This window comes from Streptomyces sp. NPDC057474 (genome assembly GCF_042802555.1).
Classification (GTDB): Bacteria; Actinomycetota; Actinomycetes; order Streptomycetales; family Streptomycetaceae; genus Streptomyces.
In genome coordinates, this window is the sequence record NZ_JBHVDX010000058.1 from 1 (window position 1) to 26,424 (window position 26,424).

At 70.9% G+C, this 26,424-nt stretch carries 26 protein-coding genes; 16 read left to right on the forward strand and 10 right to left on the reverse strand.

Annotated features, from left to right (window positions below):
* Positions 1 to 105: 105 nt before the first annotated feature.
* Positions 106 to 714: a rhomboid family intramembrane serine protease gene (locus ACFU53_RS18565; RefSeq protein WP_383993035.1), complete on the reverse strand. Its 609-nt coding sequence runs from the start codon at positions 712 to 714 to the stop codon at positions 106 to 108.
* A 91-nt stretch (positions 715 to 805) separates the two neighbouring features.
* Between ACFU53_RS18565 and ACFU53_RS18570 the strand changes: the two genes are divergently transcribed.
* The 6 genes from ACFU53_RS18570 (at position 806) to ACFU53_RS18595 (ending at position 5,305) form a co-directional block, all read left to right on the forward strand.
* Entirely contained in the window at positions 806 to 1,504 is a 699-nt protein-coding gene (locus ACFU53_RS18570; protein ID WP_383993038.1) for a UbiX family flavin prenyltransferase, read from the forward strand.
* Positions 1,505 to 1,606: 102 nt separating this feature from the next.
* The gene (locus ACFU53_RS18575) at positions 1,607 to 2,062 is read left to right on the forward strand and encodes an Lrp/AsnC family transcriptional regulator (protein WP_383993041.1); all 456 of its coding nucleotides are present in this window, start codon (positions 1,607 to 1,609) and stop codon (positions 2,060 to 2,062) included.
* Between the two features lie 68 nt (positions 2,063 to 2,130).
* Positions 2,131 to 3,294, forward strand: a complete 1,164-nt coding sequence (gene mqnE, locus ACFU53_RS18580) for an aminofutalosine synthase MqnE (RefSeq protein ID WP_383993044.1) — start codon at positions 2,131 to 2,133, stop codon at positions 3,292 to 3,294.
* Positions 3,295 to 3,498: 204 nt separating this feature from the next.
* Complete coding sequence (locus tag ACFU53_RS18585) at positions 3,499 to 4,023, forward strand: GNAT family N-acetyltransferase (RefSeq protein WP_383993048.1); 525 nt, start codon at positions 3,499 to 3,501, stop codon at positions 4,021 to 4,023.
* A 142-nt stretch (positions 4,024 to 4,165) separates the two neighbouring features.
* Entirely contained in the window at positions 4,166 to 4,540 is a 375-nt protein-coding gene (locus ACFU53_RS18590) for a DUF4229 domain-containing protein (RefSeq protein WP_383993051.1), read from the forward strand.
* A 105-nt stretch (positions 4,541 to 4,645) separates the two neighbouring features.
* Complete coding sequence (locus ACFU53_RS18595; RefSeq protein WP_383993054.1) at positions 4,646 to 5,305, forward strand: TetR/AcrR family transcriptional regulator; 660 nt, start codon at positions 4,646 to 4,648, stop codon at positions 5,303 to 5,305.
* Between the two features lie 157 nt (positions 5,306 to 5,462).
* Here ACFU53_RS18595 and ACFU53_RS18600 read toward each other — a convergent pair whose 3' ends face one another.
* Positions 5,463 to 6,758 (reverse strand): DUF6716 putative glycosyltransferase, encoded by a 1,296-nt coding sequence (locus tag ACFU53_RS18600; RefSeq protein WP_383993057.1) that lies wholly within the window; start codon positions 6,756 to 6,758, stop codon positions 5,463 to 5,465.
* A gap of 247 nt (positions 6,759 to 7,005) precedes the next feature.
* Positions 7,006 to 7,935 (reverse strand): MaoC family dehydratase, encoded by a 930-nt coding sequence (locus tag ACFU53_RS18605; protein ID WP_383993060.1) that lies wholly within the window; start codon positions 7,933 to 7,935, stop codon positions 7,006 to 7,008.
* A gap of 360 nt (positions 7,936 to 8,295) precedes the next feature.
* On the opposite strand from ACFU53_RS18605, the gene ACFU53_RS18610 reads away from it, so the two are divergent.
* Positions 8,296 to 10,242 carry an AMP-dependent synthetase/ligase gene (locus tag ACFU53_RS18610; protein ID WP_383993063.1) on the forward strand — a complete coding sequence of 649 codons (1,947 nt, stop codon included), beginning with the start codon at positions 8,296 to 8,298 and terminating at the stop codon, positions 10,240 to 10,242.
* Here ACFU53_RS18610 and ACFU53_RS18615 read toward each other — a convergent pair.
* Positions 10,239 to 10,661 carry a hypothetical protein gene (locus ACFU53_RS18615; RefSeq protein WP_383993147.1) on the reverse strand — a complete coding sequence of 141 codons (423 nt, stop codon included), beginning with the start codon at positions 10,659 to 10,661 and terminating at the stop codon, positions 10,239 to 10,241. The two genes, ACFU53_RS18610 and ACFU53_RS18615, sit on opposite strands and share 4 nt — an antisense overlap.
* Before the next feature lie 215 nt (positions 10,662 to 10,876).
* Between ACFU53_RS18615 and ACFU53_RS18620 the strand changes: the two genes are divergently transcribed.
* Both ACFU53_RS18620 and ACFU53_RS18625 read left to right on the forward strand, forming a co-directional pair.
* On the forward strand, positions 10,877 to 11,368 hold the full coding sequence (locus ACFU53_RS18620; protein ID WP_383993066.1) for a hypothetical protein: 492 nt from the start codon (positions 10,877 to 10,879) through the stop codon (positions 11,366 to 11,368).
* 15 nt (positions 11,369 to 11,383) lie between these two features.
* Positions 11,384 to 11,632 carry a hypothetical protein gene (locus ACFU53_RS18625; RefSeq protein WP_383993070.1) on the forward strand — a complete coding sequence of 83 codons (249 nt, stop codon included), beginning with the start codon at positions 11,384 to 11,386 and terminating at the stop codon, positions 11,630 to 11,632.
* A gap of 176 nt (positions 11,633 to 11,808) precedes the next feature.
* On the opposite strand, the gene ACFU53_RS18630 is transcribed toward ACFU53_RS18625, so the two are convergent.
* From ACFU53_RS18630 to ACFU53_RS18640, 3 genes are all read right to left on the reverse strand, one after another.
* Positions 11,809 to 12,312: a GNAT family N-acetyltransferase gene (locus ACFU53_RS18630; RefSeq protein ID WP_383993072.1), complete on the reverse strand. Its 504-nt coding sequence runs from the start codon at positions 12,310 to 12,312 to the stop codon at positions 11,809 to 11,811.
* Positions 12,260 to 12,505: a DUF397 domain-containing protein gene (locus ACFU53_RS18635; protein WP_383993149.1), complete on the reverse strand. Its 246-nt coding sequence runs from the start codon at positions 12,503 to 12,505 to the stop codon at positions 12,260 to 12,262. The genes ACFU53_RS18630 and ACFU53_RS18635 overlap by 53 nt, the downstream gene beginning before the upstream one ends.
* 167 nt (positions 12,506 to 12,672) lie before the next feature.
* The gene (locus ACFU53_RS18640; protein WP_383993075.1) at positions 12,673 to 15,660 is read right to left on the reverse strand and encodes an AAA family ATPase; all 2,988 of its coding nucleotides are present in this window, start codon (positions 15,658 to 15,660) and stop codon (positions 12,673 to 12,675) included.
* Between the two features lie 255 nt (positions 15,661 to 15,915).
* Between ACFU53_RS18640 and ACFU53_RS18645 the strand changes: the two genes are divergently transcribed.
* Positions 15,916 to 16,704, forward strand: coding sequence for a hypothetical protein (locus ACFU53_RS18645; protein ID WP_383993078.1), 789 nt, complete (start codon positions 15,916 to 15,918; stop codon positions 16,702 to 16,704).
* A gap of 226 nt (positions 16,705 to 16,930) precedes the next feature.
* Positions 16,931 to 18,235 carry a RodZ domain-containing protein gene (locus ACFU53_RS18650; RefSeq protein ID WP_383993152.1) on the forward strand — a complete coding sequence of 435 codons (1,305 nt, stop codon included), beginning with the start codon at positions 16,931 to 16,933 and terminating at the stop codon, positions 18,233 to 18,235.
* 173 nt (positions 18,236 to 18,408) lie between these two features.
* On the opposite strand, the gene ACFU53_RS18655 is transcribed toward ACFU53_RS18650, so the two are convergent.
* Both ACFU53_RS18655 and ACFU53_RS18660 read right to left on the reverse strand, forming a co-directional pair.
* Positions 18,409 to 18,702: an AzlD domain-containing protein gene (locus ACFU53_RS18655; protein ID WP_383993081.1), complete on the reverse strand. Its 294-nt coding sequence runs from the start codon at positions 18,700 to 18,702 to the stop codon at positions 18,409 to 18,411.
* Positions 18,703 to 18,821: 119 nt separating this feature from the next.
* The gene (locus tag ACFU53_RS18660; RefSeq protein WP_007490911.1) at positions 18,822 to 19,025 is read right to left on the reverse strand and encodes a cold-shock protein; all 204 of its coding nucleotides are present in this window, start codon (positions 19,023 to 19,025) and stop codon (positions 18,822 to 18,824) included.
* Between the two features lie 379 nt (positions 19,026 to 19,404).
* Between ACFU53_RS18660 and ACFU53_RS18665 the strand changes: the two genes are divergently transcribed.
* The 5 genes from ACFU53_RS18665 to ACFU53_RS18685 all read left to right on the forward strand — a co-directional run bounded on the left by ACFU53_RS18665 (position 19,405) and on the right by ACFU53_RS18685 (position 25,123).
* Positions 19,405 to 20,250, forward strand: a complete 846-nt coding sequence (locus ACFU53_RS18665; protein WP_383993084.1) for a menaquinone biosynthetic enzyme MqnA/MqnD family protein — start codon at positions 19,405 to 19,407, stop codon at positions 20,248 to 20,250.
* A gap of 198 nt (positions 20,251 to 20,448) precedes the next feature.
* Positions 20,449 to 22,257: a serine/threonine-protein kinase gene (locus tag ACFU53_RS18670; protein WP_383993087.1), complete on the forward strand. Its 1,809-nt coding sequence runs from the start codon at positions 20,449 to 20,451 to the stop codon at positions 22,255 to 22,257.
* Between the two features lie 249 nt (positions 22,258 to 22,506).
* Entirely contained in the window at positions 22,507 to 23,280 is a 774-nt protein-coding gene (locus tag ACFU53_RS18675; RefSeq protein WP_383993090.1) for a prepilin peptidase, read from the forward strand.
* Between the two features lie 186 nt (positions 23,281 to 23,466).
* On the forward strand, positions 23,467 to 24,666 hold the full coding sequence (gene mqnC / locus ACFU53_RS18680) for a cyclic dehypoxanthinyl futalosine synthase (protein WP_383993093.1): 1,200 nt from the start codon (positions 23,467 to 23,469) through the stop codon (positions 24,664 to 24,666).
* A gap of 7 nt (positions 24,667 to 24,673) precedes the next feature.
* Positions 24,674 to 25,123 carry a hypothetical protein gene (locus ACFU53_RS18685; RefSeq protein ID WP_383993096.1) on the forward strand — a complete coding sequence of 150 codons (450 nt, stop codon included), beginning with the start codon at positions 24,674 to 24,676 and terminating at the stop codon, positions 25,121 to 25,123.
* 103 nt (positions 25,124 to 25,226) lie between these two features.
* Here the strand turns inward: ACFU53_RS18685 and ACFU53_RS18690 are convergent, their stop codons facing one another.
* A complete protein-coding gene (locus ACFU53_RS18690) occupies positions 25,227 to 26,261 on the reverse strand; it encodes a chitinase (protein ID WP_383993100.1) in 1,035 nt (344 codons plus the stop codon).
* Positions 26,262 to 26,424 lie beyond the last annotated feature (163 nt).

A 26,424-nucleotide genomic window follows, 5' to 3' on the forward strand; every position in this document is an offset into this window, starting at 1 on the left:
CCCCTGAACGGCATGGGCAGCGCCCGGGGTTCTCAGGGGCGCGGGGAACTGCGCGACCAGCCCCCGCTTACCCGCACTCGCCAACGCACAGCACCCCCCGAGCTCTCAGACGACAGCCTTCCGCCGGAACAAGAAGGCCGCCACAACCCCCGTCACCAACCCGATCAGATGCCCCTGCCAACTGATGCCCGTCTCGGTCGGGGCGATACCCCCGAGGATCGAGCCACCCCACACCGCCGCGACGAGAACACCCACCGCGACCCCCAGCAGCCGACGCTCGACGAACCCGCTGACGACCAGGAAGCCGAAGAGCCCGAAGACGACACCGGAGGCCCCCGCCGTGTTCGTGTTGTCCGGGGATATCAGCCAGACCCCCAGCCCGTCCGCGACGATGATCAGCGCACACACGGCGGCGAAGCGGCGCAGCCCCCCGAGCGCCGAGAGGAAGCCCAGCACCAGCAGCGGCACGCTGTTCGCCGCGACATGGCCGAAGCCGAAGTGGATGAACGCGGCGGGCACGACATCGACCAGCTCGGGCACCGAACGCGGAATGACGCCGAAGTCGTCCAGCGCGTGACCGCTCGCCACGTCGATCACTTCGAGGATCCACAGCAGCGCCACCCAGCCCACCATCAGCTTGGCCGCGGCCTTCACACGGTCCCCGCGCGACCACTCCCGCTCCGCGTTCAGCGCCCCACGTACTCCACCAGCCATGTCCAACCCCCGACTCAACTCGTCCCCTCCGGGAAACGGCCGTGCCCCCTTGACCGGTTCCCGCCCCGCGGCGCCGGATAGGCTCGGTGTCGTGAACCCAGTCAAGCCAGGAGAGACGCCGCGTACGCCTTGGATCGTAGGGGTGTCCGGCGCATCCGGCACCCCATACGCCGCGGCCGTGCTGCGTGCGCTCCTCGCCGCGGGCGAGAGCGTCGACCTCGTGGTGTCCCGGGCCTCGCGGCTGACCCTGCTGGACGAGACGGGAATCTCCTTCCGGGACGCACACTGGTGCGACGACCTGCGGGAATGGCTGTCCCGCGGGGCCGACGGCAAACCCGGCACGTTCGCCGTGGACATCGAGGGCGACCGTGTACGGCACTGGAGCGCGGGCGATCTGGCCGCCGGACCGTCCTCGGGCTCCTACCCCGTCAAGGGGATGCTGATCGTCCCCGCGTCCACGGCGTGTGTCGCGGGCGTCGCCCTGGGGCTGAGCAAGGACCTGCTGCAAAGGGCGGCGAGCGTGACCCTCAAGGAGGGCCGGCGCCTCGTGGTCGCCGTACGCGAGACCCCGTTGAACGGGCAGACCCTGCGGCACCTGGTGACCCTGGACGAGGCGGGCGCGACCGTACTGCCCGCGTCCCCGGCCTTCTACGCGGGGGCCACGCACATCCAGGACCTGGTGGACTTCGTCGCCGGACGGGCGCTGGACGCGGCGGGCGTCCCGCACACCCTGTACCGGCGCTGGGAGGGCGACCTGGGCGGGGCGCGCGCTTCCCATACGGGCGACTGAGCCGAACGCGCTCACCCCGGCCCCGCACCACTCTCATCCGACTCATCCCACTGATCGCGCATCACCCACAACGCAACTCTTCAGCGGAAGGCAACCGATCGCATGGACGCGGTGGACAGGCAGCTCATCCAGGCCCTGAGGGAGAACGGCCGGGCCTCCTACGCGGAGCTGGGACGCCTCGTCGGCCTGTCGGGACCCAGTGTCACCGACCGCATCAACCGGCTGGAGGCGGCCGGTGTCATCACCGGCTATCGCGCCACCGTCAACGCGGCCTCCCTCGGCCTCGGCGTGACCGCGCTCATCGGCATCTCCCTCTCCGACGCCGCCGACCACGAGGACGTGGCGACCCGGTTGCGGGACCTGGCCGAGATCGAGGACTGCTGGTTCATCGCGGGCGACGACTCGTTCATGCTCAAGGTGCGTGCCCCCGACGTCGACGGCCTGGAGAAGACCATCCGCCGGCTCTCCGGCACGAATGGTGTGTCCCGCACCCGTACGACGATCGTGCTCTCCACGAAGTGGGAGAACCGGGTGGGTGAGCTGCCGGAGGAGGAGTAGAGGAGTAGACGTAGGGTTGACGAGGTCTTCGAGGCAGGCAGGCAGGTCGGTCGGTGAAAGGTGTGGGCATGGACGTCGGGCTCAAGCGCGAGCTGGAGGAGAAGGTCCGCTCCGGTGAGCGGCTGACCCGCGAGGACGGCATCGCGCTGTACGAGTCGGACGACCTGGCCTGGCTGGGCGGGCTGGCACACGAGGTGCGGACGCGGAAGAACGGCGACGTCGTCCATTTCAACGTCAACCGCCACCTCAACATGACCAACGTGTGCACGGCCTCCTGCGCGTACTGCTCCTTCCAGCGCAAGCCGGGGGAGAAGGACGCGTACACGATGCGCATCGAGGAGGCGGTGAAGCTCGCCAAGGCGATGGAGGGCGAGAACCTCACCGAGCTGCACATCGTCAACGGCCTGCACCCGAACCTCCCGTGGCGCTACTACCCGCGCTCGCTGAAGGAACTGAAGGCCGCCCTCCCGAACGTGTCGATGAAGGCCTTCACGGCCACGGAGATCCACCACTTCGAGACGATCAGCGGGCTGACGGCGTCGGAGATCCTGGACGAGCTGATCGACGCGGGGCTCGAATCCCTCACCGGCGGCGGCGCGGAGATCTTCGACTGGGAGGTCCGACAGCACATCGTCGACCACCGCACCCACTGGGAGGACTGGTCGCGGATCCACCGCCTGGCGCACGAGAAGGGTCTCAAGACCCCCTGCACCATGCTCTACGGCCACATCGAGGAGCCGCGCCACCGGGTGGACCACGTCCTGCGCCTGCGGGAGCTCCAGGACGAGACCGGCGGTTTCCAGGTCTTCATCCCCCTCCGCTACCAGCACGACTTCGTGGACATGCAGGACGGCAAGGTACGCAACCGCCTTCAGGCCCGCACCCAGATGGCGACCGGCGCCGAGGCCCTGAAGACCTTCGCGGTCTCCCGCCTGCTCTTCGACAACGTCCCCCACGTCAAGGTCTTCTGGGTCATGCACGGCGTCCAGACGGCCCAGCTGGCGCTCCAGCACGGCGCCGACGACATGGACGGCTCGGTGGTCGAGTACAAGATCACCCACGACGCGGACAACTACGGCACGCCGAACAAGCTGACCCGCGAGGACCTGTTGGACCTCATCCGCGACGCCGGCTTCCGCCCGGTCGAACGGAACACGAAGTACGAGATCATCCGCGAGTACGACGGCCCGGACCCGGCGCGGCGGGAATCCCCCCAGCCGATGCGGGTCTGACCGGGCCGGTTGTTCGTCTGCGGGCCGATGAAAAGGCAGGGGCTGCGCCCCTGCTTTTTCAGGGGCGCGGGGAACTGCGCGAGCAACCACGACGGACCCGCGCCCGGGGGGTCGAAGGGGCACCGTCCCTGGGATGGGACGGGTAGGGGCGGCGGGGGCGAAACCCTCTTGAGGTGAGCCGCATGTAATGGCTACGGTCGCACCATGCCCCTTACGTTCCACCTGGACCCCCTCCTCACCCCGGCCCTCCACGAAGGCATCCTCACCCTCTGGTCAGCCGTCTCCAACGCCGGCGGAGCCGTGGGCTTCGTCCCCCCGGTCACCCGGGAAGAGATACGCCCGGAACTCCTGAGGCACCTGACCGCCATGGCAGAAGGCAGACACCGCCTCCTCCTCGGCCTGGACGGCCACGGCACCCCCGCCGCCACCGCCTTCTTCAGCTTCAACACCCACCGCCTGATGGCCCACTGGGTCTGGCTGTACACGGTGATGGTCCACCCCGCCCACCAGGGCAAGGGCTACGGCCGCGACCTCATGAAGGCGGCCGAGACCGCGGCCCGCGACTTCGACGGCATAGACGCCATCCGCCTCGGCTGCCGAGGCGGCCTCGGCCTGGAACACTTCTACGCCTCCTGCGGCTACAAGGAGGTCGGCCGAGTCCCCGGCGCCATCCGGGTCGCCCCCGACGACCACCGCGACGACATCACGATGCTCCTGCCCCTGACCTGAGGCCCGACGCGGCGCTCTGCCCCGCAACGCGCTCTGCCCCGCACCGAGCCCCACACCCCCCTGCAAGATCCCCCGCCGACCGTGCTTCACTGGACGATGCCCTTTGGCAACGTTCGGAACGGAAACGGAAGAGTGGATTGAGATGCTCCGCTACACACTGATGCGCCTCGGTATCTTCGTGGGCTGCTTCGTGGTCGTCTGGGCCCTCGTCTACTCCGGCGTCGCCCCGCGCGGCCTCGGCGCCTCCAACGGTATGTGGATCGTCGTCCTCTCCCTGCTCATCTCCGCGCCGATCAGCTTCGTCGCCCTCCGCAAGGAGCGCGACCGCGCCTCGGCTCGGATCGCCCCCCGCCTCGACCGCTCCATCGACCGCGTCAAGTCCAACCTCGCGGCCAACCGCAGCCAGGAGGACGAGGTCGACGACGAGGCGAGGACGCAGAGCCCGGAGCCGGCCGAGGACACCAAGACCGACGAAGCCACCAAGACCGCCCAGCCGACGTCCGGCAAGGCTTCGTAGCACCGTACGCAGGCCCGTTCGCAACCCCGTTCGCAGGCCCGTAGGAAAGATCACCCGCCCGACGCGCAGGTCCGTACCCGTCGTCGGAACCGTACGCTTGCCCGCATGGGTGCTGTGAAGAGCAAACGGATGCCCCGCGCGGTGCGGGAACAGCAGATGCTGGACGCGGCGGTGCGGACCTTCGGGCAGCGCGGTTACCGGGCCGCGTCGATGGATGAGATCGCCGAACTGGCGGGCGTGTCCAAGCCGTTGGTGTACCTGTACCTGAACTCCAAGGAAGACCTCTTCACGGCCTGCATCCGCCGCGAGGTCAAAGCACTCACCACCGCCGTACGCGCGGGCGTGAACCCCGAACTGCCCGCCGACCGCCAACTCTGGGAAGGGCTGCGGGCGTTCTTCACCCACACCGCGCGCAACCCGGACGCCTGGGCCGTGCTGCACCTCCAGGCCCGTACGCACGGCGAACCCTTCGCCGCCGAAGTGGCGGCGATGCGTGAGGAGATGGTGGCGTTCGTGACCGGGCTGATCCTGGTCGCCGCCCGGGAGGCCCGCCGCGACCCGTCGCTGCCCGAGCGCGAGGTCGCCGGCCTCGCCGAGGGCCTCGTCGGGGCCGCCGAGGCCCTCGCCGCCTGGGCCAACGCCACGCCCGGCATCACGGCCCGCCAGGCCGCCGCGACCCTGATGAACTTCGCCTGGGCCGGTCTGGGCGACCTCATGCACGGTCGCCCCTGGACACCGCCGGCCGCGAGAGAGCTCGGGGAGTGACGTCTGTGGGGCGGCTGCGGGTGGTTCGCGGTTGCTCGCGCAGCTCCCCGCGCCCCTAGAAGACTCCGGGCGCGACCCATGCCGTCAAGGCGCGCGGGGAACCGCGCGACCAGCCCCCACCCACCCGCAGCCGAACAGCCAACCCCCAAGACCCCCGTTACGCCGCCCCCCACTTCCGCAAAGTCGGTGCCACCTTCTGCCGCCCCACCCGGTACAGCGACTTCGCCCCGCTGCGCGCCACGCGGCGAACCGCGGCCTTGACGCGGCTGGGGTCGCTGCCGCCGAGCGCCGCAGGCAGGGGGCGGCCCTTCTCGTCGAGGCCGTGGCGGATGAGGAGGTCGCCGAGGTAGAGGCTCGCGCGCTGGGGCGTGTAGTAGGGGCGGAGCGGCGGGAGCGCGCCGGCGGCGCGGAGCGCGGTGACGCGGGTGCGCGCGGCGGCGTACGGGTCGGACCTGCCGATGCCCTGGGCCGCCGACCAGGCCGGGTCGGGCTGCGGCAGCGCCCCGGCGTCGATGTCGTCCCAGGAGGCGAGGCAGCCGGAGTGGAGGAAGTAGTGGTTGCCGTGGGCCTCACGGACGCCGAAGTCGGTGAGGATCGCGGTGGGGATGCCCCGGTGCATCGACTCCAGCGCGGCCGTGGAGCTGACCGTCACCAGCAGATCGGTACGGTCGAGAACCTCGCCCATGTTGCCGTAGACGAGCCGGAGGTTGGCCGGGGCGGTCTCGGCCAGCTGCTCGACGAGGAGCTGGTACGGGTCGGCCTCGACGTGGGTGGTCGCCTCGCCGGGCATGCTGCGCAGCTTGATCAGCACCTCCCGGTCGGGGTGACGGCGGGCGTGCGCGGCGGCCCGTTCGAGCAGCGCGAGCCGCGCCGCCTTCCCCTTCGGCACGGACGGCTGCACGGCGAAGGTGAGCGTGAACGGCCGGTCGCCGGAGGACGGCAGATAGGGGTCGCCACCGAGGAACGGCAACGCGCACTCCACGACCGTGTCCGGGTCGACGCCCACACTCGTGAACGCCCTTCGGAAACGGCCCGCGTCGTACGCCGAGTTGGCGAGGACGACATCGCTGCCGGCGCGGGTCATCAGCCCGTCGACCATCTTCTCGTAGACGACCCCGACGTACCCGGTGACCGTGATCGGCCGCCGCTCCCGCCCCTCCCACGCCAGCCCCAGGCTGTGCGTGAGCGTGAGGACCGTACCGCCCAGCAGGGCCATCACCACGATGTCGGCGGCGGCCAGCTCCTCGTCGTCGACCAGCTCGGCGGCCGATATCTCACGCCGGGTGTCGGGCACGATCCCGATCTCGGCGAGCTGTCGCTCGGTCGGGGTCGACCGGCCGCGCAGGAAGTACGCGTCGAGCGCGTGCCCGGGCGCGAGCTGCTGAGCCACGGCCGCGCCCCACTTCCAGCGGGTGTCCGAGTCGGCGAGTACGGCGATGCGTCTGGGAGGCATGGCGCAGGGCCCTTCCTGGCGTGAATCGTCCGGCGCGCGCCCCGGTTCGGCATGTTCGCGCAGTGCGGAGAGATTAAGGAGGATTCCTGAGCGTGTGATGAGCGTGTTCTCGCGGAATCCGGGCGGAGCCTGTGAGTCCGCTGTGTCTGCATTCTCAACTGCCTTGATCTGCAAGTAATTTGGACGAAAGGCCGACGATGTGCGTCGTCTGTCAGCTACGAAGAATTTGAATGTTGTTCACGTGTGCTCAGGCAATGAGCGGGTAGACGTGGCCCCTCACATGGACCCGTGCCCCGCCCGGGCCGGGGGTGTCGCCGCTCCGGAGTTCGAAGCCGCCCCACGCCTGTCCGTCCGCCGCGTACGTCACCGCGCCCGGCAGTGGTACCGGTGCCCGGAACTCCGCGCGGACGAGGGTCGCCGGGGGCGCGCCGTGCTCGGCGAGGCAGCGGGCCACGGTCCACATGCCGTGCGCGATGGTCCGGGGGAAGCCGAACAGGCGGGCGCCGAGAGGGTGCAGATGGATCGGATTCCGGTCCCCGGACACCGCCCCGTACCGGCGCCCGACATCCCCGGCCAACCGCCACTCGGCGACGGCGGGCAACGGCTCGCGCTCCTCCCGCGACCGCTCGCTCCCGCCGGCCCGTGCCTCCTCGCTCCGCCGGTGCCGGGTGAGATACGTGCTCCGCGACTCCCAGGCGAGCCCGTCTCCGTCCTCGCCCTCGTCCTCGCCCCCGTCCCGCACCTCGGTCACCACTGTCGCCTCGGTGCCCCGGCGGTGGGGCACCAACTCGTCGACGTACACGGTGATCTCGTACTCCCCCGTGGCGGGCAGCCGTCGCCGCCGGGTGATCTCGATCGACGTGTGCACGAGCCCGAGGAGGGGCAGCGGAAAGTCCCGGCCGGACATGATCCGCATGGCGAGCGGAAACCCGAGGACGTGCGGATAGGTCAGCGGGACGGCGTCCTCCCCGGTGGGGAACCCGCAGACGCGCTCGTACGCGGCGAGCCGCGCGAGATCGATCCGGACACCGGGGAGAACGAGCCGGGCGAACCGGGCGGGAGGCGTGGGCCGGGAGGTCGCGCGGGGGAGTTTGAGGCTCTTGTACGGCGAGAGGAGGGCGCCCTGGGCGAGAAGGGGGCTCAGGGAGGGCGGTTGGGTGAGGGTGAGGGTGTACATCGGGCGGTTTCCCCCTTCGCCGGTGGTGCTCGCCGTAGTGCTTGCCGGTGGTGCTCGCCCGGCGCTCGCCGTAGTGCTCGTCCGGGCCGCGACCGCGCCCCACGACCTGCGGGACGGCCTTCTTACCCGAAAGTCAGGTTACCCAAGGTAAGGCCCTGATAAGGCTTCGGTGGACGCCTGGAACTGAACGACCCTCAGGTAACTTGGTACGCCCTTGACCTGCGCGCGAGCCGTGCGCGGGAGGTCGGCGACACTGCACATCCCCGGCCCGGTTCCGTCTCCGGACCATCGCCACACTCACACGAACCTCACACACCAACCCCGTACGATCCGGGCACACCGAATGCCCAGGAGCCGCCCGTGTCCAGCCTCGAACGCACCGAACCCGTGCTGGTGGAACCCGAGTTGAAGCGGCTGGACGGCGCCGTGCGAGAGGCGTACGTCCCCGCGCTCGCCACGCCCGTGACCTACGGCTCGCTCGCGGACATCCCGTTCGACAACGCGACCCACGAGCCCGACTCGGTCGTCCTCAGCCGCAAGACCGGCGGCGGCAAGACCGGCGGCGGCACGGCGGGCAACCGTACGGACGGGGACGACAGCCCCCGGTGGCGGGACGTGACGGCGGCCGACTTCGCCGCCGAGGTGCTCGCGCTGGCGAAGGGCCTGATCGCCGAGGGCCTGCTGCCGGGCGACCGCATCGCGATCATGGCACGGACGACGTACGAGTGGACTCTCCTGGACTTCGCGGCCTGGGCGGCGGGCCTGGTGACGGTCCCCGTCTACCCGACCTCCTCCGTCTTCCAGACCCGCTGGATCCTCCAGGACTCCGGCGCGGTGGCACTGGCCGTGGAGTCGGCGGGCCAGGCCGCCGCCCTCGGCCCCGAACTCGACCGCATCCCCGACCTGCGCCACATGTGGGTCTTCGAGAAGGGCCACCTGGACCGGCTCGCCGAGCTGGGCCGGGACGTGTCGGACCAGGAAGTGGCCGTACGGCGTGGGGTGCTGGGCCCCGACACCCTGGCGACCCTCATCTACACCTCCGGCACGACCGGCCGCCCCAAGGGGTGCGCCCTCACCCACGGCAACTTCTGCGCCGAGGTCGACAACGCGATCGACCTCCTCTACCCCATCTTCCGCGCGAGGACGGACGAGGAGGCCTCCACCCTCCTCTTCCTCCCTCTCGCCCATGTCTTCGGCCGCATGGTGGCGATCGCCTGCATGCGGGCGCGGATCCGCGTCGGCCACTCCCCGAGCTTCCGCACGGAGGACCTCCTCGCCGACCTCAAGTCCTTCCGCCCGACGTTCCTGCTGCTGATCCCCTACGTCCTGGAGAAGGTCTTCAACACGGCCCGTGCCTCCGCCGAACGCATGGGCCGCGCGTCCTCGTACGACCGCGCCTCCGCCGTCGCCCGCCGCTACGGCGAGGCCCTGGAGGCGGAGCAGCACGGCACCGGCCCCGGCCCCTCCGCCTTCCTGAAGGCGGCCCGCTCCTTCTACGACCCCCTGGTCTACCGCCGGATCCGCAAAGCGCTGGGTGGCAGGGTCCGCTACGTGATCTGCGGAGGCAGCCCCCTCGGCCGCCGCCTGGCCGCCTTCTACGCGGGCGCGGGGATCGACGTCTTCGAGGGCTACGGCATGACGGAGACGACGGCCGCCGTGACCGTCACCCCGCCCAACCGCCCCCGCCTGGGCACGGTCGGCCGCCCCCTCCCCGGCACGCGGGTCCGCATAGCCGCCGACGGCGAGATCCTGCTCCACGGCGGCCAGATCTTCCGCGGCTACTGGGACCCCCAGGCGGGCGGCGTCGTCCCGGCGGGCCCCGACGGCTGGTTCGCGACCGGCGACATCGGACAGCTCGACGACGAGGGCTACCTCACGATCACCGGCCGCAAGAAGGAGATCCTCGTCACCGACAGCGGCAAGAACGTAGCCCCGGCCCCCCTCGAGAACTGGCTCCGCTCCCACCCCCTCATCGCCCACGCCATGGTCATAGGCGACCGCCGCCCCTACGTGACCGCCCTGCTGACCCTGGACCCCGAGGGCATCACCCACTGGACCCAGATGAACGCCAAACAGGACACCCCCCTCGACCACCTCGCCACGGACCCGGACCTGCGAGCCGTCCTGCAACGAGCGGTGGACGAGGCCAACCGCCTGGTCTCCCGCCCCGAGTCCATCCGCAGGTTCACGGTCGTCCCCGCCGGCTTCACGGAGGAGGCGGGCCACCTGACCCCGTCGATGAAGCTGCGCCGGGAGGTCGTGGAAAGGTCGTTCGCGACGGAGATCGAGCAGCTGTACGGGAATTAGCCCGACATCCCCGCCGCCGGATCGCCCTCTCCCAACCCGACCCACCAGTACCCGTCGTCCTTGACCAGCAGCAATTCCTGCTGCTGGTCGGTCCTGTCGTAGGTGAGCCGGACCGGGTTGAAGTAGTCCACGCCCCCCTCAAGCACGGTGACGTCGACATGCCCACGGGCGCCCTCGCCGAACTCCCGCACCTGCTCGTAGGCGGCGCCCCGGGTCCCGTCGTACGCCGGCCCCGCAAGCTCCATGAGCCCTTCCACGTCGCCGGCCTTGAGCCGCTGCACATACGCCCGCACGACGGTGTCGACGTCCTCGGCGGTCTCCCGGACATCGGGATACTCGGACTTCTCGGCCCGCACGGTCACATCGATCCGGGGCGAGTCGGCGAGCGAGTACGGCGCCCGGAACCAGTTCCACCACACGACCCCGACCGCCCCGAGCACGAGGACCAGCCCACCACAGCACAGCAGAACGCCACGCTTCTTCATCGACCCCACCCCGTTCCATCGTCCGAGCCGCCCCTCGACCGGCTCCCCTTCAAAGAGTCATTTCAGCCGGGCCCGGTTGTACACACCGACGAACTTTCCAGCTCAACAGCCTGCCGCACCCACAGACAAGGCCGATATCATGCGGCCGCATGGACCGAAGACGCGTGACGCGACTGCTGTCTTCGAAGTGGGGCAAGCTCTGCTCGGCCGGCATGTTCCTGGCCGCCGTACTGTGGGGCTGGTCAGCCGTCCGGACCTTCGGCTCGACGGACACGGACGACAACGTCGCCGATCACCTCTCCTCCGCCGCACTGGTGGTGAGCGTCATCGCTCTCCTGTTCCTCGGCCTCCATGAGCGGCACCTGCTGCAGCAGCGCGGAGAGGCGGAGGCTCTCGACGGACGACAGGTGCTGGACCACGTACGCTCCCTGCCCACCTCGGCCAACGGAAAGGTCGCCCTGGTGTTCGCCGCCCTCGGGGTGGCCGGTTGGGTGTACGCGTGGGTGCTCATACGGGGGCTGGGGTGGGACATGCCGCTGGTCCCGCCCGGCGACGACGGAGGACTGTTCGTCAGCGTGGGGACGCTCAGTTGTGTGATTGCGGGGATCTTCGCGGTGACGCACTTCGAGGAGCGCCGCTGAGCTACCGTCCTCCCCATGGGGCGGGACGCGAGGCGGGTGAACGCGGGCGGGGACGGGGCTGTCGGGGCCGGTGGGGACGTGTACGCCGCCGTGACCGGCGACCAGAGCAGCGCCACGTACATCCAGAACCAGTACGTGCAGCAGCCACCATGGCCGACGCCCGCCGAGTCGTCGCCGGCGGAGACGGCACAGGCCCTGCGGCGGTACGCGACCCGTGCGCGTGAGTGCTACGGCCGACTGGATCTGGGGCTTCTGCGGCAGTGAGGGGTTCGAATCGGCGGGCCGAGGTGTGCCGGTACGGACGTGGCGGGCGACGTTGCGCGGAATCTCCTCCTCGCGCACGGCGCCCCAGCTACCAAAGGCCTCATCCGTGCTTCAGGTCAACTGTCCAGCCGACGCGCGAGGTTGGCGGGGAGGGGGCTTGGATCTGCCCATCCGCCTCACTCGGCTGCCGTTGCGCCGACCGCCTTCGCGGACAACTCGGCGATCACCTCGTCCTCGTCCCTCTCGACGGGGGCCACCGGCCGGAACCCGAGCGAGGTGTACAGGCGCTCGGCTGTGGTGTTGTCCGGGTGGTACGACAGGCGCAGGACCTCACAGTCCGTACGGTCCGCCAGCCATCGCATCAGGGTTCGTGCGGCCGCCCGCCCGACCCCCTTGCCCTGCTCGGCACCGTCGATCAGCATTCCGCCGATCCAGTACGAGCCGTCGTCATCACGCCCCCACATGACATGCCCTACCACGGTGTCGTCGGCGCACACCGCGAGCGAGTTCCATACGCCCTCACGCAGGGACAGGAGCAGGTAGCGAGCGGCCAGCGCGGGAACGTACCGGCGCTGGTCGTCCAGCGGAGCGACGTCCGCGACGGCCCGCCAGTTCTCGTCGTCCACGTCATGCAGGGCGACGCGTCGCCCTGCGCCGTCCAGCAGCCCGAGACTGATCATGCGGGCAGGGTACGAGCTTCCCCGGCCGCGAGGAAGCGGTCCAGGCCGTGGGGGAGAGGTCGAGGTGGTGGGGGCCGGTCGGGTTCTTGGAGTCGCGGATGTGGATGGTGTGGGGGCAGGGGGATATCTCGACGCATTGGCCGCCCTCGCCGTCGCTGTGCGATGACTTGCGCCAGGTGTAGGCGGCCTCCAGGCATTCGCCGCCTTCGCCGTTGCCGTAGCTGGACTTGAACCAGTCGGGCTGACCGGCACCGTACGTATCGGAAGGAAGTGCTTCGGAAAGACGTACTTCGCGAGGGAATTCGGTCTCATGCCTGCACCATGCCGGTCCCCGACGACCGCCCACATGAGTACCCGTACTCAGTCCACCAGGTCCGCCGCCGTGAGCAACCGCGTCAGGTCCGTCCGCGACCGGACATGCAACTTCCGGTAGATCCGGGTGAGATGGGCCTCCACCGTCTTCCTGGACACGAACAGCGACGCCGCCGCCTCCGTGTTGTTGAGGCCGCGTGCGATCGCCCGTGACACCTGGAACTCCTGCGGCGTCAGCTGGTCGAGCATTCCGCCCATCCGGCCGGTGGACCTGCTCGCCCTGCCACCCATCCCGCCCATCCCGCCCGACCCACCCGCCACGGCGTGGCCCGCCGTGCTCACCATCCCTCCGGCGGCGGCCAGTTCGCTCGCCGCCCGCCGGGCCCAAGGCACCGCGCCCAGCCGTTCGAAGCAGGCCAGGGCGGAGGACAACGGGGCTCGGGCGGCACCCGGCCGCCGGTACCTTCGCAGCACCTCCGCCGAGCAGAGCAGCGTCCGGGCCCAGTCGAACGGCCCCGTCGTCCGCTGGTGGGCCTTCAACGCGGCCCCGAAGTATGCCTCCGCCTCCTGCGGAGTCTCCGCCAGCAACCCCCGGACCCGGGCCGCCGCGGCCTCCGCCGACGCGAGTCCCGTCTCCCGCGCCCGCTCCTCCAGCCACCCGACCACTTCACCGGCCCGCGCCGCATTTCCGGCCCGTACGTGCGCCTCGGCCAGGTCCGCCGCGAACGGAACCACCTCCGGGTTCCCGATCCCCTGTTCGATCGCCAGCGACAGCGTCTGCTCCAACTGGTCGGCCGCCGCGTCGTGATCCCCGTACGCGAGGGCCGACAGACCGAGCACGGCCGTCATATGGAACTCCTGGCAGCCGATCCCGTACGCCCCGCACTCCCGCCGCGCCCGCGCCACATGCTCCTCGCACTCGACACGGTCGCCGCGCAGGGCTTCGAGCCGGGCGAGACAGTAGAGGGCGTAACTCACGCACGTCAGCTGGCCGAGCTCCTCCGCCCAGCGCAGAGCCTCCGTCAGGTCACCGCGTGCCGAGGCCCACTGGCCGATACGGGTCTCCAGCTCACCCCGTACCGCCAGCGTGAAGCCCAGCACCCCCACCGCGCTGTGCTGTCGCGCCGACTCCACCGCCGTGTTGAGCAGCCGGCGTCCGCGGACGAACTCCTCCGTGCGGCTCCACGCCTGCCCGGCGATCGCGTAGACCTGCTGGTCGCGGACCGGGTCGCCGCCGGTGCCGTGGCGGTCGGCGGCCTCCAGCATCTCGCGGCCCTCGGCGGTACGGCCGGACATGACGAGGGCGCCGCCGAGGAGGGTGAGGCTGTACCAGCGTTCGGGTCCGGACTCGGTGGCGAGGGCCAGGGACTCCTCGGCCACGCGTACCGCCGCCGGGACATGGCCGTCCAGACGGGCGGCGGCCGTCGCCTCGGCGAGGAGCAGGCAGGCGCGGGTGGGGTCGGTGTCGCGTACGGCGTCGGCGGCGTTCATGAGGAGGCCGTACGCCTGGGCCGTCTCGCCCTTCCAGGTGTACATCCGGCCCAGAAGTCCCTGGATGACGGCGCGCATCGCCGGGTCGGGCGTGATCCGCAGCGCCTCCTCGCACCACTGCGGGCCCGCCGGGGAGCCGCTGAGCAGGGCGTCGGAGGCGGCGTGGTGGAGGCGGTCGGCGCGGGGTGCCGGGTCGGGCGTGAGCTCGGCCGCGCGGCGCCAGGCCAGCGCAGACTCCCCGAAGGCGCTGCGCCTACGGGCCTCCAGCGCGGCCTCGACCAGCGCGGCCGCCGCCTCCTCGTCGGGGCCGGGGGTCGCGGACGCTCGGTACCAGGCGTGCAACGGGCCCGTACTCACCTCCGCCAGCGCCTGGAACGCGGCGTACCGGTGTGCGATGGGGGCGCGGCCCAGCACCAGCGCGCGCAGCACCGGGTGGTGGAAGTCCAGCCCGTCCGCCGTGGCCGTGATCAGGCCGTCCTCCTCGGCGGGGGAGAGCGCGTCGAGTGAGAGGCCGGCCGCCTCCAGGGCCTTGCGCAGTGGGCCCGCCGCCGTCGAACGGCTCGCGGCCAGGACGACCAGCGCGCGGCGGGCGGGGTCCGGTAGACCGTCGATACGGGTCGCCCAGGCGCGCTCCAGATGACTGCCGAGGGACGGCGGGTCCAGCAACGGCCGTTCCCCGCGCGCCTGTTCGTCCGTCAGCCCGCTCGCGATCTCCCGCAGGGCGAGCGGGTTGCCGCCGCTGATGCGGACGAGATCGGCGAGCACGCTGGGCGCGACGGCCGGGCGTTCCTCGCCGTTCACCCCGGCTGTCTCGCCTCTCCCGGCCAGGCCGCCGACGACGCCCCCGCCGACACCGCTCACACCGCCGGCGGCGCCGGTCGCGGCCAGCAACTCCGCGCACTCCTCCGGCGCCAACCCGCCCACCTGCACGGTGGGGATGCTGCGGCGGGGGCCCGACTCGCCGTGGTCCTCGCGGGAACCGAGGGCCAGGGCGACCCGTTCACTGGACAGGCGGCGGGCCACGAAGAGAAGGACGCGCTGGGAGGAGGGGTCCACCCAGTGCAGGTCGTCGACGAGGACGACGACCGGGCGCTCGTCGCCGAGCGCTGCGAGGACATTGAGGGCGCCCATGCAGGCGGCGTACGGATTGCCCGGCGGGTCCGCCGGGTCGCCGCTCAGGGCCAGGCTGGATTCCAGGGCCGAGCGCTGGGCGCCGGGGAGTTCCCTGAAAAGGGACGAATGGGGCACCAGTAGGTCGCCGAGGGTGGCGAAGGGGAGTACGGTCTCGGTCTCGATGCCCCGGGCGCGCAGGACCGTGGCCGGTGCCGCGCCGGAGGTTCCCGCCGTCGCGCGCTCCGCCGCGTAGTCCAGCAGGGCCGTCTTGCCGATGCCGGGTTCGCCCCACAGCAACAGCGCCGCCCCACCCGCCCCACCTGCCACGAGCAGGTCGTCCATCAGCCGGCGTTCCCGCTCCCGGCCGACGAGTCCCCGTAACAATGCGCCACCCCCTGGTGCCCGCCTGTGCCCCGCCCGCTCGTCCATCATGCCCCGTGGAGTGCGGGCCAAGAAGGCCGGACGTCGGGGGAGTTGGGAGGAGATCTTGGGGGAGATGTAGGGACTTCCCGGAAGCGAGTGGGGTCCTCCCGGGCCTTCAATGGTGTCGCGGAACAGCACAACAGGGGGATCGCAACACAGGGGGATCGCAACACACGCAACAGAAGGGGATCGCAACACAAGGGGATCGCAACTCCAAGGGAAATCAGGGGAATGAACCAGGTCGCGGAACTAGGGGGACGGCCCATGCCGGCATCCGTGGGACGCGGGGATCTCACCTCAGGATCCGACCGGCTCGACTCGGTCGAGATCAAGGTGACGTTCTCGGGTGCGGGCGCGGCCGCCGCGACTTGGGCGCTGGCGCCGGACACCGGGGGAGCCCGGCGCCGCGTCTACTTCTGTGAGGCCCTCGCCCGCTCCACGGCGCCAGGTCAACTGCCGCTTCTGGATGCGGGGTTGATCCTGCGCCTACGGGCGGGGAGCGGGCGGGGCGGGGCCGCGACCGCGGAATTGCGGCCCTGTCGCCGGTCCCGGCTCTCGGAACGTTGGCTGCGCTTCCGGGAGCAGGGACCGGATTCCTTCCACCTGGCGGGCGCCTGGTCGGGCGACCGCCGGGTCCTCTCCGCCACCCTCGTCTCCGACTGCGGGCGTACGGCCGTGGAGGCGGCCGCCACCGGCACCAAGCCGCTGGAGCTCGTCTTCTCCGACCACCAACGCGCCTTCCTCACCGACTGCGCCGACGTCGACGTCGGCTTCGGCTCACTCGACGTCCTCGGCCCCGTCCACACGGTCCGTTGGCGCGGCGTACGCCTCGACCATCACGAAGTGACCCTGGAGCGCTGCACGTTGGCCGCCGGGGTTGGCGACGCCGGCGGTGCCTCTCTGGAGTGGCTGGAGGTCTCCAAGCGGGTCGCCCCCGAGGGCGCCGAGGTCGTGCAGGCCTCCCTCACCGCCCTCCTGAAGGCCAAGGGCCTCGAACCGGACCTGGGGCGGGGCATCCGGCTGCGACGGGTGCTGGAAGAGCTACGGGCGTAGGCGCTCTGCGGGGCCGCTCCGCTTGGAGGGCCGGTTCACCGCTGCGGGCTTCGTTGTGGTTGGTCGCGCGGTTCCCCGCGCCCCTTCGAGGGCACGCTGTTACCCTGCGTCGTCATAGTGATGCTCGGTGTCGCAGTGGGGGAGGCGGGAAACCGTGGAGTCGGGGGCTGACCTGCCGCGGCGTATTGGCGCCTACACCGTCGAACGGCGACTCGGCGCGGGAGGCATGGGGACGGTCTATCTCGCCCGGTCGCGCGGGGGTCGCGCCGTCGCGGTCAAGGTGGCCCACCCCGAGCTGGCCGCCGACCGGCATTTCCGCGCACGGTTCCGGGCCGAGGTCGAGGCCGCGCGCAAGGTCGGCGGTTTCCATACGGCCCCGGTCGTGGACGCCGACCCGGACGCGGAGGCACCCTGGCTGGCCACGGCGTACATCCCGGGCCCCACCCTGTCCGACCTGCTCGCGGAGCGGGGCCCGATGGACGAGCATCAACTGCGGCTGCTGGGCGCCGCCCTGGCGGAGGCCCTGCAGGCCGTCCACGCCTGCGGGCTCGTCCACCGCGATCTGAAACCCGGCAACATCATCATGGCCGAGGACGGTCCCAGGGTCCTCGACTTCGGTATCGCCCGAGCCGTGGAGTCCACCCGGCTGACCTCCACCGGAGCGGCTTTCGGCACCCCCGGCTACCTCGCTCCCGAACAGGCGCAGGGCCTCGAAGTCACCGGTGCCACCGATGTGTTCGCGCTCGGCGCGGTACTCGTCGCGGCGGCCGGCGGCAGCGCGTTCGGCGACGGTACGCCCATGGGGCTGATGTACCGGTCGGTGCACGAGCCGGCCGATCTGTCCGAGGTGCCGCAGGGGCTGCGCCCCCTGGTCGCCGCCTGCCTGTGCAAGAACCCGACCGACCGGCCCACCCCCGACAGCCTCCTGAACCTGCTGCCTCCGGACGCGGCCCCGCACCCGCCCGCCCCGGCCACCCCGCTCACCCCGGACACCTCCGAGGAAGCGCCGACCTTGTTCGTCGGCCACCGACCGCCGATCCCGGCAGCGCGTCCGCGGGCGCGCGGGCCGGCCATGGCTGTCGTCGCCCTGGTCACCGTGGGCGCGCTCGTCGGCGGCGCGGTGTACCTGGCGAACCGGGACGGCGGAAGCGGTACGCCCTCGGCCTCCGGGTCGAAATCCTCGCTGACCCCGTCGGCCGGCGCGCCTCCCGGGGGCACCGGCGGTGGGATCACCGACCCGCCCGAGGGCGGAGACGCGGCGGATGGGGGCGACAAGGCCAGGGACGAGGTCACGGTCCGGATCACCGCCGAGGACGGCAGAAGCTGGGTCTCGGCCAAGGACTCGGTCGGCGAGCTTCTCTTCGACGGACTGCTCCAGCAGGGCGAGACGAAGACCTTCTCCGACGAGGAGTCGATCAACCTGGTCCTCGGCGAGGCGAGCGCCGTCCAACTCGTCGTGAACGGCAAGAAGATCGAGAACGACTTCACCTCGGGCACTGTGGAGCGGCTGACCTACACGAAGGACGACTGACCTCGCGAAGGACGACGGGCGCTGACCTCCGCGAAGGACGACGGGCGCTGACCTCCGCGAAGGACGACGGGCGCTGACCTCCGCGAAGGACGACGGACGCTGACCTCCGCGAAGGACGACGGACCGGCCCGACGAACGGCTGACCCTTGTGTCGAACGACTGTCCGGCAAGCCTCAGCCGACCCCCACCGCCCGCAACCCCGCCGTGGTCGCCGCCGCCCCCAGCACCACCACCGCGAACGGCGCCCTCCGCCACGCCAGCACCCCGCCCACCAGCACCCCGGTCGGCCGGGCCCAGCCGGCGAAACCGCCGCCCTCGGTCAGGGCGCCCGTGGCCAGCAACGCCACCAGCAGCACCACGGCGGCCCCGGCCAGCAGCTCCCGCACCCGTACGGGGATCTCGACCCGCCCGTGCAAAGCGGGCCCGGTGAGCCGGAAGGCGTACGTCCCCACGGCGAGCACGAGCATCGCGGCGACAACCGGACTCGGGGGAGGGGCGTGTCCGGGAAAGGCAGGAGCCCCTGCGCCGGATGGCGAGGGGCTCCTTGGGTACTGCTCTCAGACGTCGTCAGAGGGGCATCCCTCGATCAGACGGGGGTGACGTTCTCCGCCTGCGGGCCCTTCGGGCCCTGCGTCACGTCGAAGGAGACCTGCTGGTTCTCCTCCAGCGAACGGAAGCCGTTCGCGTTAATGGCGGAGTAGTGGACGAACACGTCCGGGCCGCCACCTTCCTGGGCGATGAAGCCAAAGCCCTTTTCGGCGTTGAACCACTTCACGGTTCCGGTAGCCATAAGCCCTCCTTGGGCCCAAAGGGTTGCCCTGCTCCAGAACCCTGCAAGTGTGAAAACAAAATGCCGCACAACTGCATACGTCTGAAAACGACGAGAGCCCGCGGTTACATGCTCCGCAGGCTCTGTACTGCAAGGGAAACCAAACTGCAACTTGCGGCGAGCCTAGCACGCAGGGAGGGGAATGCAATAGAGGGAAAGATCACGTCACCCGGATGTTTGATCGGCTCGCGTCGCGGGTTGACGTATCGCCTCTTCCGCACCACCGGTCTCACGAACGACACGCCGTCGAAAGAGTTGACACAACGTGTACATCCGGTTTGGCGAGCCTCTCCAGGCCCCCGGAGCCCGCACGGTACCCCATGAGGGCTAGCCTCGCGATGTGGACAATTCTCGCAACCGGCCGCGCGTCGGCCACATCCAGTTCCTGAACTGCCTGCCTCTGTACTGGGGGCTCGCGAGAACGGGCACGCTCCTCGACTTCGAGCTGACCAAGGACACCCCTGAGAGGCTCAGCGAGCAGCTGGTGCGCGGGGACCTCGACATCGGGCCCATCACGCTCGTCGAGTTCCTCCGCAACGCGGACGACCTGGTCGCCTTCCCCGACATCGCGGTCGGCTGCGACGGGCCGGTCATGTCCTGCGTCATCGTCTCCCAGGTGCCCCTCGAACGCCTGGACGGCGCACGGGTCGCACTGGGCTCCACCTCGCGCACCTCCGTACGCCTGGCGCAACTGCTGCTGGCCGAGAGCGTCGGCGTACAGCCGTCGTACTACACCTGCCCGCCCGACCTCCCGCTGATGATGCGGGAGGCGGAGGCGGCGGTGCTCATCGGTGACGCGGCGCTGCGGGCCAACCTCCTCGACGGCCCGAACTTCGGGCTCGAGGTGCACGACCTGGGTGCCATGTGGAAGGCGTGGACGGGGCTGCCGTTCGTCTTCGCGGTGTGGGCGGCGCGGCGGGACTACCTGGAGCGGGAGCCGGAGGTCACCCGCAAGGTGCACGAGGCGTTCCTGGCCTCCCGCGACCTGTCCCTGGCCGAGGTCGACAAGGTCGCCGAGCAGGCCGCCCGCTGGGAGGCCTTCGACGAGCGGGTCCTGCAGCGGTACTTCACCACCCTCGACTTCCGCTTCGGTGCACCCCAGTTGAGCGCGGTCGCCGAGTTCGCGCGACGGGTCGGCCCGACCACCGGATTTCCGGCGGACGTGAAGGTCGACCTGCTTTCTTGAACATTTCCTCCGGAAGTCCCGGTGAACTTCCCGGAATTTCGTTTGACGCATTCCGCGTTCTGTGGGATCGACCGTCGACGTTCGCATTCCCATTCGGGCGTACGGCACTACGCTGCTGGGGAGTCGTGCGTCGGGGAGAGTTCGTACGGGGGAACGTACGGCGTGACGCGCGGGAGACGTACGGGGGAGGTGTCGCCCATGCAACCGCTCGATGTCGGCGAGCCCACGGTCGTGGGGCCCTACCGGCTGCTCGGCCGGCTCGGGTCCGGCGGGATGGGCCGTGTCTATCTGGGGCGCAGCGCGGGCGGCCGTACCGTCGCCGTCAAGGTCGTGCACCCGCACTTCGCCCTGGACGAGGAGTTCCGCGCCCGCTTCCGGCGTGAGGTCGACGCGGCCCGACGCGTGGGCGGTTCCTGGACCGCCCCCGTCCTGGACGCGGACCCGGAGGCGTCGGTCCCCTGGGTGGCGACGGGTTACGCGGCCGGACCGTCTCTCGCGGCGGCGGTCGCGGACCGCGGTTCTCTTCCCCCGCACTCGGTACGGGTCCTGGGCGCGGGCCTGGCGGAAGCGCTCTCGGCGGTGCACGCGCTGGGCCTGGTCCACCGGGACGTGAAGCCGTCGAACGTGCTCCTGACCGTCGACGGCCCCCTCCTCATCGACTTCGGCATCGCCCGCGCCACGGACGGCACGGCGTCCATCACCTCCACCGGCGTCTCGATCGGCTCCCCCGGCTACATGTCCCCCGAGCAGATCCTCGGCAAGGGCGTCACCGGCGCGGCGGACGTCTTCTCCCTCGGTGCGGTCCTCGCGTACGCCGCGACCGGTCAGTCCCCCTTCCCCGGCGACTCCTCCGCCGCCCTCCTCTACAAGGTCGTCCACGAGGAGCCCCGACTGGACGGCCTGGAGGGCGACCTGCGCGACCTGGTCGAGTACTGCCTGGCCAAGGACCCGACGGCCCGCCCGGCCCCCGACGAGGTCGCCCGCACCCTGGCCCCCCAGGGCGCGGCCCGACTGGTGACGGCGGGCTGGCTGCCGGGCCCACTGGTGGAACAGGTCGGCCGGAGCGCCGTGCAGCTTTTGAACCTGGAGGCGGTGGAGGAAGTCCCGTCCGGGCCGGTGGGGTTCAGCAGTCCGTCGGTGGGGGCGGGAGAGTCGAGGGTGGGGACGGGCTCGGTGAACACGGCGCCCCCGCTCGGCGACGTGAGGGCCGAAGCGCCTGCGGCTCCTGGCGATCCGAAGGCCGAAGTGCTCGCCGCGAGCGGGGTGTTCGGGCCACCGCCGGTGATGTCGCCGCAAGCGCCGCAAGCGCCGCCCGTGACACATGTGCCGGGGCAGCGGGCCGACGCCGTGGTGGCGGACACGGTCCCGCCGGCGTCACCCTCTCCGTCGTCGGCGCCGGGCAAACTGTCCTTGAGCGTGGCGGCCGCGTCCACGACCACCCCGAACGGGCGCGGCCGGAGGGTGAGTTGCTCGGTCGCCCTGGCGGTCGCGGGAGCGTTCGCGGTGGTGAGCGTGGGGGCGCTGTTCGGGCTCGGGATGCTGAAGGGCGAGGACGACGACGGCGGCCGCAGCGCGGCCGACAAGGCACCGTCGGCGAGCGCCGGCCCGAGCGACGAGAGCCAGTACTCGGAGCTGCCCGGGGACGCGGAGGGCGAGTTGCCCAAGAAGTACCTGGGCACCTGGGAGGGCGAGGGCTACGCCCTCGACGGCAACCTCCCCGCCGGAACCTTCACCGTCACCCTCGAACAGGCTTCGGTGGGCGACCGGTTGGGCACCTTCCGCTCCGTCGACCTCCTCGGCGGCGCCTGTGACGACAAGCTCGTCCTGAAAAAGGTCACCAAGGACAGCATCCTCGTCACGAGCATCGCCGACACCAAGAACAACCCCAACACCTGCACCAAGAACACCCACGAGATCACCCTCACCCCCGTCGGCGCCGAACTCCAGTACACCGCGAACAACGCGGACGCGGGCGACCCGACGGCCCGCTTGGCGAAGGTGAGGTAGGGGCGGCGGTTCGGCTGCGGGTGCGTGGGGGCTGGTCGCGCAGGTCCCAACAGCGCCCCTTGACGGCATGGGGCGCGCCCGGAGTCCTGTAGGGGCGCGGGGAGCTGCGCGATCGACCACAACGAACCCGCGCCTGGGGCGTGAAGGGGCGCAGCCCCTGGGGGATGGGACGCGGATGGGACGGGTAGGGGCGGCGGAGGCGAAAACACACCGGCACACCACACGCACCGCTCCTCATAGGCTGACCACGTGGATCTCGACCCCTGGCTGATCGCGCTGACTATGGCCGCCGCCCTGTGGGGCGCGGCCGTGGGCACCCTGCTCCCCCGCCCCGCGTACCGCTTCACGGTCGACGAGGAAGACCCCTGGCAGCACGAGTGCCCCGCCGGTCACCGAATCACCGGCGTCGCGGCCGGCTGGCTCGGCCCCGCCCGCTGCCCGGCGGCCCCCTCCGCGGGAACCTCGCCCACCACCTGCGTCTACGGCCCCCGCACCACCCCCGTCGCCACAGCGACCGCCCTCGTCTGCGCCGCCCTCGCCCTGGCCACCGGCACCCGCCCCGAACTCGCCGTATGGCTGCTCCTCGCCCCACTGGGCGTGCTGCTCACCCTCGTGGACCTCAAGGCGCAACGACTCCCGGACCCCCTGACCCTTCCCTTCGCAGGCCTGGCCCTCGCCCTGCTGGGCGCGGTCGCGTCGGTACCCGAGCACGCGGGCCAGTGGCGCACGGCGCTGTACGGCGCGCTCGCCCTCGGCAGCCTCTACTTCCTCTTCTTCCTGATCAGGCCCGAGGCCCTCGGCTTCGGCGACGTGAAGTTGGCCCTGGGCCTCGGCGCCGTCCTCGGCTGGTACGGCTGGGGCGCGCTGTACCTCGGCACCTTCGCCGGCGCGCTCATCGGCAGCGCGTACACCCTGGTCCTGGTGGCCCGGGGCCGCGCCGTCCGCGGGCAGCTGCTCGCCCTGGGCCCGTTCATGATCGCCGGAGCGTACGTCGGGCTGCTGCTGGAGGCGTACGCGGCGTGAGGCGGCCCCGGCCCCCTGTTGCCCTTTGGTGATGCCTCGCCCCCGGAGTTGTCCACAGGCAGACGGACTGACGTCGGGCGATCCGGAGCCCTGGCGTAGGCTGGCCTGGTCCGCCCGCCCGTCTCCACCCTTATAACGAAGGCGCTTCGCGCCCTGGCTGGATTCATTACGAAAGGGACGCTCCCGGTGACCGAGAAGGCCGACCTCCAGTCCGTTCTCGACCGTGCCGCAGAGGGTGGGCGGATCACGCCGGAGGAGGCGCTCGACCTCTACCGCGACGCCCCGCTGCACGCACTCGGCTCCGCCGCCGACGCCGTACGCAGGCGACGGTACGCGGGCACGGAGCACATCGCGACGTACATCATCGAGCGGAACATCAACTACACGAACGTGTGCGTCACGGCGTGCAAGTTCTGCGCGTTCTACGCCCCGCCGAAGGCCAAGGACAAGGGCTGGACGCGCGATCTCGACGACATCCTGCGCCGCTGCGCGGAGACCGTCGAGCTGGGCGGCACGCAGATCATGTTCCAGGGCGGGCACCACCCGGACTACGGGGTGGAGTACTACGAGACGCACTTCGCCGCCATCAAGAAGGCGTTCCCGCAGTTGGTCATCCACTCCCTCGGCGCGTCCGAGGTCGAGCACATGGCCCGTATCTCCAAGGTGGGCGTGGAGGAGGCGATCACGCGTATCCACGCGGCCGGTCTCGACTCCTTCGCCGGCGCCGGCGCGGAGCTGCTCCCCGCGCGCCCCCGCAAGGCCATCGCGCCCCTCAAGGAGTCCGGCGAGCGCTGGCTGGAGATCATGGAGATCGCGCACAACCTGGGCGTCGAGTCCACGTCCACGATGCTCATGGGCACCGGCGAGACCAACGCCGAGCGCATCGAGCACCTGCGGATGATCCGTGACGTACAGGACCGGACGGGCGGCTTCCGGGCCTTCATCCCGTACACCTACCAGCCCGAGAACAACCACCTCAAGGGTCGTACGCAGGCCACGATCTTCGAGTACCTGCGCATGATCGCCATCGCCCGGCTCTTCATGGACAACATCGCCCACATCCAGGGCTCCTGGCTCACCACCGGCAAGGAGATCGGCCAGCTCTCCCTGCACTACGGCGCGGACGACCTCGGCTCGATCATGCTGGAGGAGAACGTCGTCTCCTCCGCCGGCGCCAAGCACCGCTCCAACCGTCTGGAGATCATCGACCTGATCCGCAAGGCGGGCCGCGTCCCCGCCCAGCGGACCACGACCTACGAGCACATCGTCGTCCACGACGACCCGGCGAACGACCCCGTCGACGAGCGCGTCATGTCCCACATCTCGTCCACGGCGATCGAGGGCGGCACGGCCCACCCCGAGCTGAAGCTGCTGAACGCCAACTAGCGCTCACATGCTGACCATTCACGCCGCCGACGAGGTGCGGTACACCTGGGACGACCCGGAGCCGATCAAGGACGGCGCCGTCGCGGTGGAGGGCACCCGGGTTCATGCCGTGGGGTCGTTGGCGGAGGTCCAGGAACGGTTTCCGGGTGCCCGAGTGCGGCGCTGGCCCGGTGTGCTGGGTCCCGCCCGCATTCACGAAGGCCCGCTCCCGGACGCCCCTTCCCCACGTGAACGCATCCACGCGGTGCTGAAGTCGGGCGCGGTCGCGGTGCTGGAGCAGTACGCCGACACCCCCGAACTCCGCGCCGCCGCCCAGCGGAACGACGTGGTCGTGCTCGCCGGGCCCCGGCCCACGGCGATCAGCGACACCGGCCGGGCGGACCTGACCGTCTTCGACGACTCCGGCACCTGCATAGCGACGGTGTGCGCGGGGCGTCTGGTCCACCGCCGCCGCTGAGGGGCAGCCCCGCTGCTCTGCTTTTTACTTCCAGGGGCGCGGGGAACTGCGCGACCGGCCCCCACCGGACCCGCGGCCCGCGACGGTCGGCCCCCCCCCGCTCTCATCCCGAGAACGCCTTCCCGAACGCCCCGTCCTCCTGATCGACCCCGCTGCACACCGTCAACGCATCCTCCGAAGACGAGTCGTCCCCGCACTGCCGATCCCGGAACGTCGCCCACATCGACACCCAGGCAACCCCCTTCTCCTCCGCGAACTCCCGCACCTGCGCCGCGTCCTGCAGCGTGAACGTCTCGTTGTCGACGTCGTTGACGCCCAGCATCGAGGTCAACGCCAACGCCCCCCATGCCGTCGACTCACTCGTGCCGAAGATGTCCATCAGCTGCTCGTGCGTCGCCTCGGCCGACTGCTCCGCGTAGTCGCCCATGTCACCGTCGTACGAACTGGCGTAGTTCATGGTCATGATGTTGACCGTGGTGACCTGGACGGCGTTGTCGTTGGCCGAGTCGAGCAGGGCCACGCCGTCGTCGTCGAGGCCGGACGGCATGACGGGGAGGGTGAAGGAGACGGAAAGGTCGGGGCGGTCCTTCTGGAGGAGCGCGATCGCCTCGGAGCGCAGGTCGACGGAGTCGGAGTCCTTGAGCGCGTCGCCCTCGACATCGAAGTCGGCCTCGGTCGAGCCGGCCGCGTCGAGCGCCGCGCCGTAGGCCTCGGCGAGCTCGGACGCGCTGTCGCAGGCCTGGGCCAGCTCCGTGCCCGAGGCGCCGCCGAAGGAGACCCGCACCGACGCCCCGGAGCCGGTGAGCGCCGAGATCCGGGACTTCACCGCCGAGTCGTCGATCGCGTCCGCCCCGTTCCACGCGGGCGTGCACGCGTCGCCGTCGGCGATCACGAACGCCAGGTTGTACGCGGCGGCCGACCCGGCGTCGTCGAGTTCGGAGGCGTCCGTGGCGTTCACGTACGGCGCGTACGTCGTGGACACCTCCGTCGCCGACTCCTCGGCGGCCGACGGCGCGCCGGCCGAACTCGCCGGGCCGCTGGGCGTGGACGCGGACTCATCGGCCTTCGTGGTGCAGCCCGCGCAGGCCAGGGCCACCAGACATATCAGCCCGACGGCCGGTATCAGGGAATTCCTCACGGTACTCACGATGGAAATGAATCACACCCGGCTGTGCTTCATGTGTGCTTCTTGAAGATTGCAGATCCGAAGGACGATCACGGAACGGTGACCGGCAAATGGTTCGCCAGTCGGGCAAACATGCCCTTCCTGGTGGGGTGTATCCCCCCAAAAGCAAACACCG